Genomic DNA, 21,688 nt, shown 5'->3' on the forward strand with positions numbered 1-21,688 from the left:
ATTATAAGGGTTTTGCTACTAGCTTTTTGACCAAAAACTCAAACTGAGGTTGAAACGAAAACTCAAATCCATTGGCTCCTTCAGGAATTACATTAGGGCATTTATAGTAGCTTTCTAGCATTCTTGGTGTTTTTAAGGCTTCAGCAATAGCATAAGGAAATGATTGATTCCCGATAAATAATTTTGCTCCAGCAATGATGCTTGCCATCTCCAAAAAATTGTTTACTTCAGCATACTCAAGGTTGGGTATAATGGCTTTCATTAATCTAAACTCTTCTTGTAAACCTATAAATACTAGATTGTTATATTTTTTTAGGATAGAATAGTCTATCACAGGCGAATTGTAACGAGTACTTCTTGCAATAACGATTTTATCGCTCATTGAAGTATCTTTTGGTACAACTAACCAAGGTTTACTTAAATCGTAGCTTACGGCAAAACAGTTGAAATACCATCTACTGATGTGTCCTTTGGAATAATCAAATGGAAATTGTCTGAAAACGTCTAAATCATAATCAATTACTTGATTGTTATAGATGTTTATTGGTGAAAATTTATTTTGTAGTGCCAAAAGAGGGGCTAACATTTCAACCGATTTTTCATTCAAACCAATATCTTTCAAGGGATGATTACCATCAACCTTTATTTTTTGACCGATATTTAAGTGAAGGTTTACTTTTCCGCTTTCAGCCAAAGCATACATGGCTGGAATGGCATAAATAATATCACCGAGATGTCCACTATGTTTGAAATCAACAAGGGCTTTAGGCGTATCTAAAAAGTTAATCGAAGGCAAATCGTTTACTTTTAATTGGTATTTGTAATTTTGATAAGCTTCTTTGTTTGTGTTTTTTAGATAGATTTTTTCAAGAGGATTGAGTTTTTTAAAGAGCATAAATTAATTAAGCAATTGAGAAAATAAGCTTTAAAGAGGATTAATGTGTTTAAAATCAGGTAATTAAAAATATATGAGTTAGGCGTAAATAATCATTTTACATAAAACCCGTTTAGTTTCTTGCTAAACGGGTTTTCAATGCTTAAAACGATTTTGCGATGTTTGTAAATTCACGAGATTTCAAAGATGCTCCACCGATTAATCCGCCATCTACATCAGCACATGCGAATAATTCTTGTGCGTTTTTCTCATTACAACTTCCACCGTAAAGAATAGAAGTGTTATCTGCTGCTTCCTGACCGTATTTAGTTGCCAAATGTCCTCTTAAATAAGCGTGCATTTCTTGTGCTTGTTCAGAAGAAGCCGTTAAGCCAGTTCCGATTGCCCAGATTGGTTCGTAAGCGATTACCACTTTAGCGAAATCTTCTGGAGAAAGATGGAAAAGACTATCCGTTAATTGCGAAGCTACGTAAGCAAGAAAATCTCCGCCTTGACGCATTTCTAATGATTCACCACAACAGAAAATTGGCGTTAAACCATTTTCAAGAACGATGTTTACTTTTTCTGCCAATTGCTCGTTTGTTTCTTTGAAATACTCACGACGCTCTGAGTGTCCAAGAATTACATGAGTAACACCAATTGATTTCAACATTGAAGCTGAAATTTCACCAGTATAGGCACCAGAAGCTTTATTAGAACAATTTTGTGCAGCAATGCCAATATTTGGAGCTGTTTCTGTATATTTTTGGAGTGTCGATAAGTAAATCGCTGGTGGAGCAATAATTACTTGCACGTCAGTATTTACTTCGTCTTTCACCATATTTACAACTTCTGATGCCAAAATCAAGGCTTCTTCAGCTGTTTTATTCATTTTCCAGTTTCCTGCTACAATTTGCTTTCTCATTGTTTTTTGGTTAATTATAAATTAGATATTTTGACAAAAGTACTTCTTATCACAATTCTAAAAAACAAAAAGCCATAAGTATCTTCATCTTAGAGGCGAATATTTTGAAAATTCCAGAAGAAAGACACCATAAAAAACAGAAAGGTTGGATTTAGTTTTTACAAAATTTAAATCTGTGCTGTTTACACTTTCAACGAGAGAATATCTGGAAATAAAATTCCACAAATGTTTTCGGTATTATTCTTTGAATAAACATTGATTTTTTAATGTAACTCTTTGGAAATCTGTAATATTATTCCGATATTTAAGATAAGATAAACGACTCTTATCATGAAACTGGCTTGGCATAAAATATTATTGTTCAGTACTTTACCGCTGGCAGGGTATTGTCAAGACTCTACGAGTTATGCTGAACAAAATAATGGAGGTGTACGGGTAAGTACTTACCTTCGAAGTGAACGACCTAAAAAGTTTAAACTTAAACCTGCCATTGAAGAAAACTTTGGTTTTCAGTTAGTAAAAAAAAGAAAAATCTCTGTCATTCCTTTTGAACTTCATGCTAATTTGGTAATTGTACCTATCAGAATCAATAATTCTGATACGCTACGCTTTATTCTGGATACTGGTGTGAGTTCTATTATTGTGACAGATTCAAAGGTGGCTGAAAAACAAAGAATGCTATACAGCAGAAATGTGAAAATAGCGGGTGTTGGCGTTGGAAATGATTTAGAAGCGGGTATTGTGATTGATAATACAATAAAAATGGGCGAAGTAATTGGCTATCGTCAGAATATCGTCGTACTGAAAAATGATATTTTAAAACTCAGCGAATTTGTAGGAAAACCCATTCATGGGATTATTGGCTATGATCTTTTCAATCGTTTTGCCGTAACGATTGATTTTTCGGTCAATCAAATTGTTTTAGAAAACCCAGAGCATTATAAATACAAGCCCTCTAAAGGACAACGTTTCCCGATAACGATTGAGGAAAATAAACCTTATTTGGATGCTGTAGAATTAGTAAATGGTGACCAAACTGTACCAATAAAGGTATTATTGGATACTGGTGCTGGACATGCAATTTCGATTGAAGTAAATAAGAAATTTAATATTCAATTACCGCCTAAAGTAGTGAAGGCTCAATTAGGACGTGGCTTGAGTGGTATCATTAATGGAAATTTAGGACGATTACCTAAAATAAAATTTGGTAAATATGAGCTAAACAATGTAGTAGCTTCATTTCCTGATAGTTCTTCTTATCACTTAAAACCAACAAATTTCTCTGAACGCCAAGGAAATATTGGCTGTGAATTTCTTAGAAGATTTAAAGTTACTTTCAATTATCGGGATAAATATGTGGTACTGAAACCGATTAATAGAAAAATGAAAGAACCATTCGAACACAATATGAGTGGAATGGAATTATTGGCAAGTGGTAGCGATTATCATGAGTTTTTGATTGAAAGAATTATTGAAGATTCTCCAGCACATTTGGCAGGTTTACAGCAAGGAGACAGAGTGATTTTTATCAATAATAAGTCTTATAAAGATTTATCGATTACTGATATTTATAAAATCTTTCAAAAAGGGGAAGGTAAACCCATTAATGTAGTCGTAAAAAGAGGTCAAGAAGTAATTTTTACGACAGTCAATTTGAAAAGACTGATATAAAAAAGTCGCTCAGTGAATATCAATGAGCGACTAACACTTAAACCAAAACTAAATTTTTTATCTTTCGATGCGTCCATCCAATAACTCAATGATTCTACTGCCATAAGTAGCATTTTTTTCTGAGTGAGTTACTTGAATAATGGTTACGCCTTCTTCATTCAATGTTTTAAATAATTCCATTATTTCCTGTCCTTGTTTTGAGTTCAGATTCCCTGTAGGTTCATCTGCCAAAATCAAATTGGGTTTTGTAATAATGGCACGAGCAATACCTACCAATTGCTGTTGCCCGCCCGAAAGCTGATTAGGAAAAAGGTCTTTTTTCCCGACAATATTGAATCTGTCTAAAATATCAGCCACCATTGATTTTCTTTCAGAAGAACCAATCCCATGATATAATAACGGTGTTTCTATGTTTTCATAGACCGTGAGTTCATCAATCAGATGATACGCTTGAAATACGAAACCAATGTGTTTTTTGTATAATTCTGCACGTTGTTTTTCTTTGATTTTCAGTACATTTTCTCCCAAAAATGAGTACTCTCCTTCATTGGGTTCGTCCATCATTCCTAAGACATGTAAAAGCGTAGATTTTCCAGAACCCGAAGGTCCCATGATAGAAACAAATTCTCCCTGTTCAATAGTTAAACTTATATCACGCAAAACGAAAGCCCGATTTACGCCTGAATTATACCAACGGAAAATATTTTTGAGTTGTAGCATATTGTTGATTTTATAAAATGTCTTTTTCTATTAATAATTTCAAAAGCGATTTCTACTCTGTTTTAAGGCTTTTAATAGGGTTTTCTAACGCTGTTTTAAAGGTTTGTAAGAAAACAAAAATGGCTATGATTAAGCTGAATCCTAAAGCAACAGTTAAAAAAGTTTGCCAATCCAACTGAATTCTATAAGCATAAGTCGTTAACCAATGATTCATACTGATAATGCCAAGTGGAAAAGAAATAGCAATGGCAATGACAACCAAAATAATAAATTCTTTCAAAAACAGCATCACAATACTGATACTTGATGCACCCAAAACTTTACGAATTCCTAATTCTTTCGTTCTTCTGGCAATACTCATTGAAACCATTCCTAAAATACCTAAGAGTACAATAATAATGGATAAAATGGTCGCTACTTGTGAAGCTTTTTTTAGCTGAATTTCAGATTGATAAAGCTTCTGAAGTGTATCGTCAATAAAAGTATATTCAAAAGCTGAACCGGGCATTAATACTCTCCATTTTTGCTCGATACTTGATAAAGACTGAGCAAGATTGTTCGGCTGAATTTTGAAAGATAAGTACCTGAAAAAAGGAAAATCTCTTACATTCATAAATACCAAAGGCGAAATCGCTTTGTGCATTGAAGCGATGTGAAAGTCTTTCGTAACGCCCACAATCGTAAAAGGTTGTGGATAATAATGAATCCGAATCTCTTTACCAATGGCTTCTGTAGGGTTTTTAAAGCCCAAAGTTTTTATGCCTGTTTCATTCAATACAATTTTTCCAGCTTGAAAACTCTCTTGTTTTCGCTGAAAATATGCTCCTGCCACCATTGGAATTTGATAAGTATCAGCATATTTTTCATCCGTTGTAATGGTCTGAATATACACTGCTTGGGTGGAATCTTGGCCCATTTTATAAAAAGCATTGTTGTTTCCGCCATGTCCTGCTGGAATATCATACGACAAACTTACCTGACTTACTTCTTTGAGTTTCGCCAGTTCATCACGGATGCGTTCCATTTTATCAACACCGACAGGAGACCAATCTCTCGGAACACTTAGCGTAACAACGGCTTCTTTTTGATAACCTAAATCTTTATTGAAAAAGTAATTTACTTGTTTCGAAATAACAAATGCACCGACGAAAACAAATAAAGCAATGGTAAATTGAGAAACAATTAATAACCTTCTGAAAAAAATGTTTTCTTTGATAGATTTTAATTTACCTTTCAAAGAATCTATGGATGGTAAATTTGATAAAATAAATGCTGGATAAATACCCGATAATAAACCAATCAACACTGCAAATAGAACAGCAAAAAGATAAAAATAAGATGATACCGTTAATAAAGAAGGTATTTTCTTGTGAAGCATTTCTCCAAAAAATGGTTGAAAAACTTCGTAAAGAATTAAGGAAATCAATAAGCTAAAAAGTGAAATTAAGATTGATTCAGCTAAAAACTGACGAATTAACTGACCTTTTTCACTACCAAGCATTTTCCGAACACCGATTTCTTTCAACCTTGTTACTGAATTTCCGATAGACATATTGATGAAATTGACTATCGCCATTACCAGTATAAACAAGGCTACAAAGAGTAAAGTAAAAATTGTCTTTTTTACAATGCCATTATTTGCTTCAAGATAAACGTCCTTCATCGGAACGAGGTAAGCTTGAAGATTTGTACTGATATTTTCTGGTGCATTGGCTTTGATTAGTTTCGTCATTACTTGAGCAACCGTTGCTGGATTTACGCCATTTCTCAACTCAACATAGCCCACATTATATGGATTGTTCCAAGCAAAATACTTTTCTATTCCCCAGAATTTACTGCTCTCAAAAGACATTAAAATTGGAATTCGAGTATCAGAAAGTAAGTTCATTACTGAATTGGTATTTACTTTGCCCAGTACTCCAGTAATCATAAAACTCTTTTTCTGACCTGCATTAGATTCTATCGTCAAGCTTTTTCCCAAACAATCTAATTTTCCGAAATATTTAATGGCTTGTTCGGAAGAAATTACCATTGTGTAAGGCTGATTTAGAGCAGTTTTGCTATCTCCATACAGTAATTGAAAACCATACATATTCAGCAAAGTAGCATCTCCAATTTGAATATCCTCTCTGAAGACTCTATCTCCATTTGAAATAGTGGAGGTATAACCTTCAAAACCGTAGTAATTCTTTACCAAATTCGGATAGTTTTCCTTTAAGGTTTTTGCTAAAGGAGCAAGCGTCGTGATTTCTAAACCAATGTCAGGTTTCTTCCATTTGCTTTGAATCAAGTACTGATTTTCAACGTTTTTCAAATCAGCATTTACCTGTAATTCTCCCCAGATATAAGTGCCAATGAGTAAGGTAAAAGTAATACCTACCGATAAACCCAAGATGGAAACCAAAGCATAAAACTTTCGTTTCATCAGGTTCCTCCACGCTATTTTAAAGTAAATTTGTATCATGATTTCTAAAATTTGTTAGTTTAAAGTGAAGATAATCAGGTAAAAAGAGATTCTGAATTAGCTTAACTTTTTTTAACATTTCAATAGAAATTACTCCGTTCTTAAACTCTTCACTGGGTTTGCTAACGCTGCTTTAATGGCTTGAAAACTTACTGTTAATAAAGTAATAATTAATGCTCCTAAGCCAGAAAGTGCGAAAATCCACCAAGGAATTTCTGTTCTGTACTCATAGCTTTGTAACCAATTGTTCATATAATAATATGCGATTGGTACAGCTGTTAAGAGAGAAATTAGGACGAGTAATACAAACTCTTTTGAGAGCAATGTCCATAAGTTCAAAACCGTCGCTCCCAATACTTTTCTGATACCGATTTCTTTGGTTCTTTGTTCAACTACAAAAGAGGCTAATCCAAATAAACCTAAGCATGAAATAAAAATAGCAAGTACAGCAAAAAATGAAGTAAGTTTCCCTATGCGTACTTCGTTAAGAAATTTTAGGTTATAATCATCATCAACAAACCAATAATCGAATGGACTATCAGGAGCATATTTTTTGAAAACTGACTCAATTTTACTCAATGCTTCTGAAGAATTTACTTTCGGATTTATCTTGATATTAATGATATTTATCCATTTGTAATCTAATATAAAAACAGTTCGTAAAGCGGGTTGGTATGGAGAATTCATGACCATATCTTTTACTACGCCAATTATCTTGTAGGGTTTGCCATCAACTTTCATGGTTTCTCCTATTACTTGTTTCATTCCCATAAATTTCACCGCAGCTTCATTTAAAACAACACCAGTAGAATCAGTTGAAAATGCTCTTGAGAAATCTCTTCCTTCTTTAAATTGCCAGCCTACTGTTTTCCCAAAATCGTGGGTTACTGCTACCGTTCCAAAATTGCCTTGAACATTGGGGTCTTTGCCCTTCCAATCGTAACCATTATTAATAGCCCAAACGCCCGTGGTAGGACTTGAAGATTCAGACATTTCTGATACAGCTCCAGTTTTTATCAAATCATTTCTGATAGCATTGTAATGTTGTATTAGTTCTTGATTGTTGACAAACATGGCTAATAATCCATCTTTGTTATATCCTATTGGACGGTTTTTAGCAAATTGAATTTGGTTGAAGACGATAATTGTTCCAATGATTAAAGTAATTGAAACAGTAAACTGCATGACTACCAAAACTTTTCGTGGCATAGAAGCAAAATGCCCAATTCTGAAAGTACCTTTTAGTACTTTTACAGGCTGAAAAGAAGATAAATACAAAGCTGGATAACTTCCTGCTACAAAACCTGTGATTAAACTAAAGCCTAAACCCAAAAGCCAAAAAAGCGGATTTGTAAATAAAATGCTTATTTTTTTATCAGCAATTTCATTGAAAGTAGGTAAACTGAGTTCTACAAGTAGTAAGGATAAAATAAAAGCTATCATTACTACCAAAAATGATTCAGTAAGGAATTGTGTTATTAATTGTCCACGGATTGAACCAATGGCTTTTCTTACGCCTACTTCTTTCGCACGTTTTTCTGAACGAGCCGTACTTAGGTTCATAAAATTGATACACGCTAAAAGCAATACAGCAATGCCAATGATAGCAAATAACCAAACAAATTCAATTTGCCCACCTGTATTGACACCATTTTTAAATGCTGAATATAGATGCCATTTTTTCATTGGGTGCAGAAATACTTCGGGTTTAAAAGCAGCATTAGCTTTATCTACTTTATTAAGTTTTACATTTTTGATTTTTGCTGAAACTTTATCTACATCGGCATTATCAGCCAATTGTGCATAAGTTTGAAAGGCATTACTTCGCCAAGGATTAGAGAGTTTTTCATCCCAATTTTCATTTTTGATGTAAAGATCCCAAGGAGCGATAAATGCTAAATCATGAAAATCAGAATTATGGGGTATGTCTTCGTAAACGCCAGTTACCTTTAGATTAAATTTATTATCAATTTTAAAAGATTTGAACAAGGGATTGGCATCACCAAAAAAAGCTTTTGCTGTTGATTCATTGATTAAAATCGAGGATGGGTCTTTTAAACCATTATTTGTTCCTTTTAGCATTTTTAAGCTTAGCATTTCTGGAGCATCAGCTTCAATATATTCGCCTCGTATTGAAAGTTTTTTATCGCCAAACTTCAAGATATGTTTGCTTCTTCCAGAAGACATTAGTACAAATTTGAAATCACTTCCATACTTTTCACGAATTTCAGCTCCGAGTAAATAAGGATTAGATGTCTGAGTACCCACTTCCCCATTAAAGGTTTGGTGTTGCATTACTTGTGCAATCTTATCGTAGTTTTTGTGATATTTATTGAAAGATAATTCATCATGAATCCACAAACCAATCAACATTGCTACTGCCATGCCAACAGCCAATCCACCAATATTGATAAAAGAGTAAACCTTGTTTTTGACAAGATTACGAATAGCGATTTTTAGATAATTTCTGAACATGATTTTCAGGACTTTAAGATTTAGGACTAAAGGATTTTTGATTTAGGAGTTTGGGTTTTCGGTAAAAATTACTCCTCACTCCGAATTCCAAACTCAACACTCCATTTACTCTGTTCTCAAACTCTTCACAGGGTTTGCTAAAGCCGCTTTTATTGCTTGAAAACTCACTGTCAGTAAAGTAATGGTTAATGCACCCAAACCAGCTGTAATAAAAATCCACCAAGAAATTTCAGTTCTGTACTCATATTTTTGTAGCCAGTCGTGCATAAAATAATAAGCAAGTGGCGTAGCTGTGAGTAGCGAAATAATAACCAATATGAGAAAGTCTTTAGAAAGTAAAGACCATAAATTCAGCACTGTCGCTCCTAATACTTTTCTGATACCGATTTCTTTGGTTCTTTGTTCAGCTACAAAAGAGGCTAATCCGAATAAACCTAAACATGAAATAAAAATGGCAAGTATGGCAAAGAATAAGGCTAAAGTGCCAATACGTTCTTCTGTTTTGAATTTTCTGGCAAATTCATCATCAGCAAATTTGTAATCAAAAGGAGCGGAAGGAATATACTTTTAAAGACTGATTCAATTTGCGAAATAGACTCGCTCGTACTTTTATTAGGATTTAACTTAAGGTTTATCCAATTGACACTATGCGAACTCAAGAAATAAAAAGATTGCTTTACGGGTTTATAAGGCGACTGCATCAGCATATCTTTAATGACACCAATGATGGTAAAATTCCGTGCATCTTTACCAAATCCCCATGTAATGGTTTTTCCAACAGGATTTTTAATACCCATAAACTTTACGGCAGCTTCATTAATCACTAAGCCTGATGAATCAGTAGAAAAATTCCTTGAAAAATCTCTTCCTTCTTTAAATTGCCAGCCTACAGTTTTCCCAAATTCATGGGTAACTCTGATGTTCGCAAAATCAGTATCTAAATTGGGGTCTTTGCCTTCCCAAGAAAAACCACCTGAATTCGACCAAACATCTGTTAATGGACTTGACGATTCTGCTAATTCTACGATTGCACCAGAACTTTTGAGTTCGTTGCGGAGTAAATCAAATTTTCCATAAAAATCTGGTGTTTTCATCATTATCATCATTAATCCATTTTTATCGTAGCCAATTGGTCTGTTTTTAGAAAATTGTACTTGTCGATAAACGATAATTGTTCCAATAATTAAAGCCACAGAAACTGTGAACTGAAACACGACCAATACTTTGCGTGGAAGAGAAGAAAATCTACCTGCTTTAAAAGTACCTTTTAGTACTTTCACTGGTTGAAATGATGATAAATATAAAGCTGGATAACTTCCAGCAATCAAGCCAGTCAATAAACTAAAGCCCAAAGACAGTAACCAGAACAAAGGGCTTGTCCATAAAATCGTCATTTTTTTATCGGCTACTTCATTGAAAAAAGGCAAGGTGATTTCTACTAAAATAATTGAAAAGACAAAAGCAAAAGCCACAACTAATAAAGATTCACTTAGGAATTGAATAATTAATTGCCCACGGATAGAACCTATCGCTTTACGAACGCCTACTTCTTTTGCACGTTTTTCGGAGCGAGCAGTACTTAAATTCATGAAATTGATACAAGCCAGTAGCAATACAAAAATGCCTACAATGCCAAATAACCAAACGTACTCAATCAATCCTCCTGTGTTTACGCCATTTTTCCAATTAGATTTTAAATGCCAATCTGCCATTGGTTGCAAGAAAATTCGGGCATCAAATCGTCTTTCTTCTTTAGGTAAATTATTGTATTTTGAACGAAGTATTCTTTTATTAACTGTTGCAAAATCTACATTATCAGCAATCTGGGCGTAAAGTTGAAAGGAATTATTATCCCACTGACTGTTGGCTTTGGCTCGCTGTATCCACGCTTCAGAAGTGACATATAATTCCCAAGGAGCAATGAATTTTAAATCTTTGAAATCCGAATTATAGGAAATATCTTCATAAACACCCGTTACTTTTACGTTCAGTTTGTTATCAATTTTTAGTGTTTGGTTGATAGGGTCAGCATCTGCAAAAAAAGCTTTCGCCGTTGATTCTGAAAGTAAAATTGAATTCGGATTTTTTAAGCCTTCGTTTGTACCTTTCAACATTGTTAAAGACAACATTTTGGGTGCATCAACATCAAAATATATTCCGGGTGTTGATAACTTTTTATCACCGATAGATAATATATGATCTCCTTCCCACGAAGCCATTGCTAAGTATTTGAAGTTGTTTCCATATTTATTCTTTAGCTCAGCACCAATCGGAAAAGGCATTGCTTGTCCAGTAAAAACAGTCCCATTTTCTGTTTGGTGTTGCATCGCTAAGCCAATTTTATCATAGTTTTGATGATAAGTATTATAAGTTAGCTCGTCATGAATCCATAGTCCGATAAGCATCGCCACCGCCATTCCTACAGCTAATCCACCAATATTGATAAAAGAGTAAACCTTGTTTCTTACAAGGTTTCTGAAAGCTATTTTGAAGTAATTGCTGAGCATATTTTATGAGGTTAAACAGATTTTCGAATGATAATATACTTATTCCCAAAAACAAAACCAGAAAGTTAATTAGTTGAAATTAAATGAATTATGTTTTTTTAAATAAAAAAAGTGTCCGTTTTCGGACACTTTTTGTGCGATTTTGAACATGTAGAGACGTTGCATTGCAACGTCTCTACATGTTCAAAATTTATTCCGTCCTTAAACTCTTCACAGGATTTGCCAAAGCAGATTTTAAAGCTTGATAACTAATCGTTAGAATGGTTATTAAAACCAAGAGTACAAATACCGTAGCGAACATCCAAGTACTTATTTGAATACGATATGGATAATTTTCTAAGAATTTATTAGCAGCCCACCAAGCCAATGGAAAGGCAAAAACGACCGAAACCAACACTAATTTTAAGAAGTCTTTCGTCAGCATCGACACGATGGCTAAGGCACTTGCTCCTAATACTTTTCTGATACCGATTTCTTTGGTACGCTTTTCGGCTGAAAGTGTCGCCAAACCAAAAAGACCTATGCACGAAATAAATATGATAAGTATGGCAGAGAAACTGATAATTTGCTTCCATTTTGCCTCTTTTTCATATTGTTTTTGGTTACTTTGGTCTTTAAAATCATAGATATAAGGCTGTGTTGGGCGTAGTTTTTTGAATGTTTTTTCAATGAATTTTAAAGTACTTGGAATATCCGTGGGTTTAATTTTGATACTCAATTGAGCAAAAGAAGACCTTGTAGGGTCACAAGTAAATAGTTGAGGTTTGATACTTTCATGCAAAGTATTGAAATGATAATCTTTCACCACGCCAACTACCTGATACGTTTTATTACTTGAAAAGAAGTTTACTGTTTGTCCGATTGGATTTTTCCAACCTGCTTCTTTTACAAAAGTTTCGTTCACTAAAACGGATTGAGAAGTATCTGAAGGAAAATCTTGAGAGAAATTTCTACCTTGAACCATCGGGATTTTTAGCGTAGGAAGATAGTCTTCATCAACTACATCAATGGCAAAAGTAATTTCTTGTTTGCCATTCACTTTGGCAATAGTCCTCCAAGAACCGCTTTGTCTTGGGGCAACTTTTTCAATCGACGGATTTTGTAATAGCTCTTGTTTGAAAGTATGGGTTTCGCTCAAAGTCATTCTGCCTGTTGATACATCTACCATGTTTTTATCGTCATAACCCAAATCTTGTTTGACCATAAAATCAAATTGTGTATAAAGCACAAGCGTTGCCATCATCATAAAAGCCGCCAGTGAAAACTGGAAAACGACTAAACTTTTTTGTAAGAAACTTCCTTTTGAAAACTTAAATCGACCATAAAGTGTATCAACAGGACTAAAACTTGAAAGTACCAATGATGGATAAATTCCAGCCAAAAATCCTGTGAATAGGAAGAGTAAGAAGTAAGAGGCAATCAATTGAAAATCAAAAAGATATTTCAATGAAAGTGCTTTGTTGGCTAAAGTATTAAAAATCGGTAAAGTGAGTTCTACCAGAAAAATCGCTAATAAAAAAGCAACAAGACTCAACACAAAAGACTCACCCATAAACTGAAAAATCAACTGTTTTCGGTCGCCGCCAACTACTTTTCGGATACCAATTTCTTTCCCTCTTTTCACAGAACGAGCTACCGTGAGATTAACAAAATTGATACAAGCAATTACCAATAAAAATACAGCAAGCCCCATCAAAACATAAGAGTACATCGGGTCACTATCATCTTTTAAGCCATTGGCCGCTCTAAAGTCAGTTGAAAGATGAACGTCCACAAAAGGCTGTAAACCGTATTGAATAGTACTTTGAAAATTCCATTTTTCTTTGGCTTCAATTAACTGTCCTTTGGCTTCATTGGCGTAAATACTGGCAAATTTAGCTTCTAAAGCTTTAGGGTTTGCGAATGGTTTTAGTGTTACAATCGTGTTTAAATAAAAGTTAATCCATTGGTCATCATGGTTTTTTTCACGATGAAAAGGCATTAATAAATCTATTTTGATGGATGAATTTTGTGGTGACTTTTTGGTTACTCCTGCCACGGTAAAAGGCTGAAAAGTATCATCATAATTGATAGACAATGTTTTGCCCAAAGCTGACACTTTCCCAAAGTATTTTTCGGCTACTTCTTCCGAAATCACGACTGATTGCGGGTCTTTCAAAGCCGTTTTGGGTGAACCTTCTACAAAATCAAAAGTAAAAATTGAAAAGAACGAACTATCCACTTTCAAGGCATCTTGTACTAATACTTCGTTGCCTTTTTTGATGTTGTAAGATTCTCCTTGCAGACGAACGAAGTTTTCAATTTCGGGCAAACGTTCTTTAAAAGCTGGCCCAGGCATCATTCCCGTAATGCCGTATTTATCTACTTTTCCATCTGGAGATATTTCGGTAGAAGTAATTCTATAAATCTGGTTGACGTTTTTATGGAAACGGTCGTAACTGATTTCGTCTTTAGTATAAAGTACAATCAACATACAGCAAGCCAAACCAATACTCAGCCCAGCAATGTTGATAAACGAAAACACCTTGTTATGCAAGAGGTTTCGGATGGCGATTTTGAAGTAGTTTTGAAACATGACTTTATGATTTATTCGTTACGAAGGCTTTTGATTGGGTTTGCCACTGCCGATTTAACAGCTTGATAACTCACTGTAACAAAAGCTAAAACAATACTTGTAATACTTGCCAACAAGAAGATTTCCCAAGTAAGCGAGATTCTGAAAACGAAATCTTGTAACCATTTTTGCATCGCCCACCAAGCCAATGGAATAGCAATAAAATTGGCTAAAAGTACCAAGCCTAAAAAGTCTTTTGAAAGTAAGAAAACGATGTTATTTACACTTGCTCCTAATACCTTACGAATGCCGATTTCTTTGTCTTTTTGTTCTGCCAAGAAAGTAATTAAGCCAAATAAACCCAAACAAGCGATGAGAATGGCGATACTTGTAAAGCTGAAAAACATTTTAGACATTCTGATTTCGTCGCTGAAAGTTTTCTGAAAAGCTTCGTCTAAAAAGTAGCATTCAAAAGGCTTTTCAGTCGGATATTTTTCATACAATTGTTGTACTTGTGCTACTTTGACTTGTACATCTACTTTTGAATCTAAACGTAAATAAATACTACCATACAAAGTTTCAGTAGCTTTTGGCGCAGAGATGGAAATCATCAAAGGTTCAATTTTCGACTTTACGCCTGTAAAATGAAAATCTTTCATAATACCACCCACAATACTAGGTCTGCTTCCTAAAAATATCGATTTCCCTACGGGATTTTTGTCTAATTCCAGTTGTTCAGCAGCTATTTCGTTGAGATATATTTTTGAATCAAGATTTTTGTTGTCAATAGGCGGATTTTTCCATTTTAAATCAACTGTTTTGAAGAAATTTTCGTCTGAATCAATTGAAAACAAGGTTACTTCCTTTTTAGAAATCAGCGATTTGGTAAACCATGAATTCACACCTTTGTAAAGTGGCGTAGATACGTGAGATACATTTTTAACACCTGCAATTTGTTTAAAATCATTTTTTAGTGTAACGATTTTTGAAGCAGGACTTTCTTCAATGGGAATGACCAACACTTGGTCTTTGGTTAAGCCCAAATCCATATTTCGCATAAAATCCAATTGTTTCTGTACGACGATTGTACAGATTATCAACACGACAGAAACAGAAAATTGGAAAATCAAAAAGCCTTTGCGGATAACTGCACCATTTTGTTGGCTTGAAAACTTACCTTTTAATACTTCTATCGGACTAAATTTTGATAGAAAAAGAGAAGTATAACTGCCTGATAATAAAACGCTCAAGGTGAAAATTGTAGCAATAATGCCCATGAAGAGCGGGCTTTTCATAAAAACAGTATCGACTTGCAAGCCCAAAATGTCATAAAAAGGCTGACGGAGTAATTCTAACAGCAAGAAAGCCAGCACAAAAGAGAAGAAGCAATACACAAAAGCTTCGATGTAAAATTGCTTTACCAAACCAAGTCTTTCAGCACCAACTACTTTTCTTACACCTACCTCTTTGGCTCTAATCGTAGCTCGTGCCGTTGTCAAACTCATATAATTGAAAAGTGCCAAAAGAAGTATCAAGCTAGCTACACCTGAAAAAATGTAAGCAAACTTTGTATTTTGATGGTCTGAAAATTTACTGCCATTATGGATTTTATCAAATTGTTCTAAGGAATAGGTTGAAGTTTCATCAAAAAAACCCGTGAGTTTTCCAACTTGGGCAATAGACTTTTCTACTTTTGCCATAGAAGCTTGTTGATTGAGCAACACAAAAGTTTCAAAGGCTCCTGCTTTTTCCCAAAGGTATTGGCGTTCTTCATCCAATTTTGGAAAAGTAGCCATCGAAGTAATTACTTCAAACTGAAAAGTTGAATTGGAAGGCATTTGTGCAAAAACACCAGTCACGATAAATGGCTTTTTGCCTTCTAAAAGTAAAGTTTTGCCAATAGGACTTTCGTTGCCAAAGTATTTTTTGGCTACCTTCTCAGAAATCACCAAACTAAAAGGGTTTTTCAGGGCAGTCTTGAAATTTCCTTCTAAGGTTTTGAATGAAAAAACGTTGAAAAAAGCAGGGTCAGCAAAAGCGAGTTTTTCTTCTTTAAATTTAATTTCTGGACGACTACTGTTCTTAAAAGTAGGATTATCCATTTTACTAATCCGTACAAAATCTTCAATCTCAGGATTATTCTGTTTTAGCATTTCACCCAATTTGGCATTCATAGCGGTTGACTGAACAGTTTGCTCGCCATACTTTGTTACGGATAAAACTCTATAAATTCTATCTGCTTTTTGATGGAATTGGTCATAGCTAAATTCGTGAGAAACAAACAAAAAAATGAGCATCGCAGCTGCAAGTCCAGTGGCCAATCCGCCAATATTTAAAGTAGAATAGAGCTTGTTCCTCCACAAGTTTCTCAGGGCAATTTTTAGATAGTTTTGTAGCATGTTTTTATGATTTAAAGATTTAAGGACTATAGGATTAATGACTAAAAGACTCTGGGGTTTTAGATTTGGGATTTCAGATTTTCGTAAAAATTACTCCTCACTCCGAATTCAAAACTCCTCACTCAAATCATTCCGTTCGTAAGCTCGTCACAGGATTGGCTAAAGCCGCTTTAATGGCTTGATAACTTATCGTCAGTAAAGCAATAAAAAGTGCTAAAATGCCAGCCAATACAAAAATCCAAGCACTGATTTCGATGCGATAGGCAAAATCTTGTAGCCATTTGTTCATTAGCCAATAACCAATCGGAAATGCAAAACCGCAGGCAATAAGTACTAATTTTAAAAATTCCTTGGAAAGTAAAGTAACGATTTGACTCACTGAAGCTCCCAATACTTTGCGAACACCAATTTCTTTCGTGCGTTGTTCGGCAGTGAAAGTTGCCAAACCAAACAAACCCAAACAAGCGACAAAAATGGTAAGTCCAGAAAAAATGCTCAGAATCACACTGATTTTTTGTTCGCTTTGATACGTTTTTTCAAATAATTCATCCATAAAAGCGTAAGAAAAAGGCTCATCAACATTAAACTTTTGCCATTGATTTTTAAGCGAAGCCAACAAACCTTCCACATCTTTGCCTTTTACTTTGATGGTTAAACCATACGTTTTTTCAGAAACCATCAACAAGGGCGTGATACTTTCATGAAGTGATTTAAAATGGAAATCCTTCACAACGCCAATGATTCTGTAAGTAACCTTCAAGCCGTCGTTATTTTTGAGGCGAGTAATGGTATGTCCAACGGCATTTTTACCCCAACCGAAAGCTCGTGCAGCAGTTTCGTTGATAATCATAGCGGTAGAATCTGTGGCAAAATCTTTAGAGAAATTTCTTCCTGAAACCATTTTCATGCCCATTGTTGGAATATATTGGTCGTCGATTTTGTACTCCAGCGTTCGCATAATTTGAGAATCGTCGCCGTCGGGATAGCCCAAAGAATTATTTGAATCGCTCGGCCCAGCAGGCAAATAACCCGCACTGCTTACACTTAATACTCTTGGATCTTGTAAAATTTGCTGACGAAATACTTCTTCATTTTTTCCCAGCGACCAAGTATTTCGCATGATAAGTAATTGGTCTTTGGCATAGCCCAAATCTTTGCTTTGAATAAACTTGATTTGCTGATACACCACTGTTGTACCGATGATTAAAGCAATAGAAATAAAGAATTGAAAAACCACTAAACCACTTCTGAGGCTGATACTTTTTCCTGCTAATTTGAATTTGCCTTTTAGTACTTCCACAGGATTGAAAGAAGAAAGGAAAAAGGCTGGATAACTGCCTGCCAAAACGCCAACCAACAAACCAAAAACTAAGAAAGCAATCAGTAAAAGCGGATTTTTGAGAAAATTTAATTGTAAATCTTTTTCGGCTAAATCATTAAAAACAGGTAAAGCTAATTGCACCAACATCAATGAAAGTACAAGGGCAACGATGCTTAAAAGGATGGATTCAAACAAAAACTGAGTAATTAAATCTTGTTTTACAGAACCCAATACTTTACGAACGCCTACTTCTTTGGCACGTTTGGAAGCACCAGCTGTAGAAAGATTCATAAAATTGATACAAGCGATAAGTAACATAAACACCGCAATTGCCCCGAAAATATATACATACTGAATATTTCCACTGGGTTCAAGTGTGCCAGTAAAACCTTCGTCGAAGTGAATGCTGGTAAGTGGTTGTAAGAAAAGCCCAAGTTGGTTGCCTTTTTGTAAAAACTGCGGAAGGCTCATGCCCATTGCCGCTTGTATTTGCGGCCCCATGTACTTTTTAATGACTTGTGGCAATTTGGCTTCTAATACTTTGTAGTCGAAACCTTCTGGCAAAACCAAATAAGTAAAATAGCCCGACGACATCCAAGAGGCTGCTTGGGCATCTTTTACGCCAGCCATTGAGCCAAAAATATCAAAATGAAAATGAGAATTATGCGGTACTTTGTCGATAAGTCCTGTTACTTTATAGCTTTCATTCCAACTTTTGATAAATAACACTTTCCCGATTGGGTCTTCGTCGCCAAAGTATTTTTTGGCAAAATCTTGTGTAATAACGGCAGTGTTGGGTTCACGCAAAGCCGTTTTAGCATTGCCTTTCAACAAGGGTAAAGTAAAAACATCAAAGAAATTGGCATCGACAGAAGCAAAATCATGTTCTTTGAATTTCTTGTTTTGATACACAATTTCAGGCGAACCACTGGTACGCAAACGAGTAGCTGCTAATACTTCTGGATAATCGTTTTTCAAAACCTGAGCTGTTGGTGGCATCACGTTGGCTTCGTTTATTTTTCCGTCGTTGATAGAAGCTTTAAAGACAACTCTGAAAATTCTATCTGCTTTTTCGTTGAATCTATCATAGCTTAATTCATCATATACAAAAAGCATAATGACAAGGCAAGTGGCGATTCCCAAAGCCAAACCAACAATATTAATTGCCGAAAACACCTTGTTTCTGAGCAAATTACGAATGGCGATTTTTAAATAATTTTGTATCATTTTTTTGGACTTTAGGATTGATGACTAAAGGAAAAAGGACTATATGACTAAAAGACCGAGGACTATAAGAGTCAAGTAAAAAGGATTTGAGATTTCAGGAAAATTTACTCCTCACTCCGCATTCAAAATTCCTAACTCACATCATTCTGTTCTCAAACTCTTCACAGGATTTGCTGAGGCTGCTTTGATGGCTTGATAACTCACGGTCATTAATGTAATCAATAATGCTCCCAAACCTGACGCTACAAAAATCCACCAAGAAATGTCTGAACGATATTCGTATTTTTTCAACCAATTATTCATAAAAAAGTAAGCGATTGGCGTAGAGAGTAAAAAGGAAATCATCACTAAAAAGACAAAATCTTTAGAAAGTAATTGCCATAAATTCAAGACTGTTGCTCCAAGTACTTTTCTTACACCAATTTCTTTGGTGCGTTGTTCTGCTGTGAAAGATGCCAAACCGAATATTCCCAAACAACTAATGAAAATGGCAAGTATCGCAAAGAAGGTCGCCAGTTTTCCAATTCGTTCTTCGTTTCCGAATTTCTTTGCATATTCCTCATCTACGAAATTGTATTCAAATGGAGCTGCTGGATTATACTTTTTGAAAACCGTCTCCATTTTACTCAAGGCTTCTCTTGAGCTTATCGTAGGATTTATTTTAATGATAAGAATATTTTCTTGGTCTTTAGAAATATGGAAAAGTGATGGTCTGACAGGTTGATATGGCGATTGAACGACCATATCTTTAATTACTCCCACAATTTTGAATGGTTTACCATTCCATTTAAGAGTCTTTCCAACTGGATTTTTTAAGCCTATGAATTTTACCGCAGTTTGGTTCACGACAAAGGCTAAAGAATCAGTAGCGTAGTCTTTAGAAAAATCACGACCATCCACAAACTGCCAACCTACTGTTTTTCCGTATTCATAAGTAACTCCGTTGTTAGGAAAATCAATGGCTAAATTGGGGTCTTTCCCTTCCCAATCGAAACCGCCATTTGTATTCCAAACTTCGGTAGTTGGGCTTCCAGATTCGGTCATTTCTGAAATTGCTCCAATACTTTTTAATTCACTGCGGATGGTCTCAAAATGATTATGAATATCGGGCGTTGCCATACTCATCGTAATTAATCCATCACGATTATAACCAATCGGACGGCTTTTGGCGTGTTGAATTTGGCGGAAGACTACAATCGTTCCGATGATTAAAGTCACAGAAACCGTAAACTGTATAACAACTAATACTTTACGAGGAATAGCCGCATAGCGACCTACTTTGAAAGTGCCTTTTAATACTTTTATGGGCTGAAAAGAAGAAAGATAGAGTGCTGGATAACTTCCGGCGATGAGTCCTGTTACTAATGTGAAACCAATACTCAAAAGCCAAAATATAGGATTAGTCCACAAAATATTCATTTTTTTGTCGGCAACTTCATTGAAAAATGGCAAAATGAGCTGTACTAACAATATTGAAAAGGCAAAGGCAAAAACCACTACCAAAAGTGATTCACTGAGAAATTGAGCAATCAATTGTCCACGAGCTGAACCAATAGCTTTACGAACGCCAACTTCTTTCGCTCGTTTTTCAGAACGAGCAGTACTTAAATTCATGAAATTGATACAAGCCAATAGTAAAACGAAAATACCAATAATGCCAAAAAGCCAAACAAATTCAATTCTTCCACCTACATCGATACCATTTTTAAATTCACCATATAAATGCCATTTATTCATAGGTTGTAAGAATACTTCGGGTTTATAGCTTTTGTATTCTTTCGCAACTTTATTAAATTTTACATTGATGATTTTTTTTGAAACTTTCTCTAAATCTGCATTTTCTGCCAATTGGGCAAAGGTTTGTGTAAAATTACTTCCCCAAGGGTCATCCATTTTTTTAATCCAAGGATTAGTAATCAGGTACAATTCCCAAGGCAAAATGTACTCCATTTCTCTAAAACTTGAATTATAGGGTAAATCCTCATAAACTCCCGTTACTTTTACAACCTCCTTATTATCAATTTTGATAAGTTTATTCATTGGGTCTGTGTCCCCAAAATAGGCTTTTGCTACTGATTCAGATAGTAGAATCGAATTGGGTTCTTTCAATCCACCTCTTGTTCCTTTTAGCATATTTAAACTCAACATCTCTGTTACTTGTGGTTCAAAGTAATTTCCAGATTTAGTAAATTTCTTTTCTCCGAAAGTCAAGATATGGTCTGATGTCCAAGAAGATTGTAATACATATTTAAAATCGCTGGCATAATGACTTCTAATTTCTTCTCCCATGACAGCAGGATTAGATGGCTGAGTAGTTTTTTCTCCGTTATAAAGATTGTGCTGTAATACTTGCACGATGCGGTCGTAATGTTCGTGGGATTTATCGTAAGAAAGTTCATCATAAATCCAAAGACCAATTAACATTGCCACTGCCATACCAGTAGCCAATCCTGCTATATTGATGAAGGAATAGACCTTGTTTCTGAGTAAGGTTCTTAGAGCGATTTTTAAATAATTTTGTATCATTTTTGGGGGACTTTAGGATTTATGA

The 21,688-nt window shown here is 34.9% G+C and carries 12 protein-coding genes; 1 reads left to right on the plus strand and 11 read right to left on the minus strand.

The features are described from left to right. Position 1 precedes the first annotated feature (1 nt). Together VB776_RS05265 and tpiA are read right to left on the minus strand one after the other, a co-directional pair. Positions 2-895, minus strand: a complete 894-nt coding sequence (locus tag VB776_RS05265; RefSeq protein ID WP_323326725.1) for a hypothetical protein — start codon at positions 893-895, stop codon at positions 2-4. Between the two features lie 142 nt (positions 896-1,037). Continuing rightward, complete coding sequence (gene tpiA, locus VB776_RS05270) at positions 1,038-1,799, minus strand: triose-phosphate isomerase (protein WP_323326727.1); 762 nt, start codon at positions 1,797-1,799, stop codon at positions 1,038-1,040. A gap of 330 nt (positions 1,800-2,129) precedes the next feature. Between tpiA and VB776_RS05275 the strand changes: the two genes are divergently transcribed. Further along, positions 2,130-3,470 carry an aspartyl protease family protein gene (locus tag VB776_RS05275; RefSeq protein ID WP_323326729.1) on the plus strand — a complete coding sequence of 447 codons (1,341 nt, stop codon included), beginning with the start codon at positions 2,130-2,132 and terminating at the stop codon, positions 3,468-3,470. A 57-nt stretch (positions 3,471-3,527) separates the two neighbouring features. On the opposite strand, the gene VB776_RS05280 is transcribed toward VB776_RS05275, so the two are convergent. The 9 genes from VB776_RS05280 to VB776_RS05320 form a co-directional block, all read right to left on the minus strand. After that, positions 3,528-4,190: an ABC transporter ATP-binding protein gene (locus VB776_RS05280; protein WP_323326732.1), complete on the minus strand. Its 663-nt coding sequence runs from the start codon at positions 4,188-4,190 to the stop codon at positions 3,528-3,530. Positions 4,191-4,242: 52 nt separating this feature from the next. Then, positions 4,243-6,654 (minus strand): ABC transporter permease, encoded by a 2,412-nt coding sequence (locus tag VB776_RS05285; RefSeq protein ID WP_323326734.1) that lies wholly within the window; start codon positions 6,652-6,654, stop codon positions 4,243-4,245. A 90-nt stretch (positions 6,655-6,744) separates the two neighbouring features. Next, positions 6,745-9,129, minus strand: coding sequence for an ABC transporter permease (locus tag VB776_RS05290; RefSeq protein ID WP_323326736.1), 2,385 nt, complete (start codon positions 9,127-9,129; stop codon positions 6,745-6,747). A 105-nt stretch (positions 9,130-9,234) separates the two neighbouring features. Further along, a complete protein-coding gene (locus tag VB776_RS05295) occupies positions 9,235-9,690 on the minus strand; it encodes an ABC transporter permease (RefSeq protein ID WP_323327082.1) in 456 nt (151 codons plus the stop codon). Then, entirely contained in the window at positions 9,606-11,636 is a 2,031-nt protein-coding gene (locus VB776_RS05300; protein ID WP_323326738.1) for an ABC transporter permease, read from the minus strand. Before VB776_RS05300 ends, VB776_RS05295 begins: the two co-directional genes overlap by 85 nt. A 190-nt stretch (positions 11,637-11,826) precedes the next feature. Further along, the gene (locus VB776_RS05305) at positions 11,827-14,211 is read right to left on the minus strand and encodes an ABC transporter permease (protein ID WP_323326740.1); all 2,385 of its coding nucleotides are present in this window, start codon (positions 14,209-14,211) and stop codon (positions 11,827-11,829) included. An 11-nt stretch (positions 14,212-14,222) separates the two neighbouring features. After that, the gene (locus tag VB776_RS05310) at positions 14,223-16,589 is read right to left on the minus strand and encodes an ABC transporter permease (RefSeq protein WP_323326742.1); all 2,367 of its coding nucleotides are present in this window, start codon (positions 16,587-16,589) and stop codon (positions 14,223-14,225) included. 127 nt (positions 16,590-16,716) lie between these two features. After that, complete coding sequence (locus VB776_RS05315) at positions 16,717-19,137, minus strand: ABC transporter permease (protein ID WP_323326744.1); 2,421 nt, start codon at positions 19,135-19,137, stop codon at positions 16,717-16,719. Between the two features lie 141 nt (positions 19,138-19,278). Further along, positions 19,279-21,663: an ABC transporter permease gene (locus VB776_RS05320; RefSeq protein WP_323326746.1), complete on the minus strand. Its 2,385-nt coding sequence runs from the start codon at positions 21,661-21,663 to the stop codon at positions 19,279-19,281. Between the last annotated feature and the right edge of the window lie 25 nt (positions 21,664-21,688).

The sequence above is a fragment of the Arcicella gelida genome (genome assembly GCF_034931025.1).
Classification (GTDB): domain Bacteria; phylum Bacteroidota; class Bacteroidia; order Cytophagales; family Spirosomataceae; genus Arcicella; species Arcicella gelida.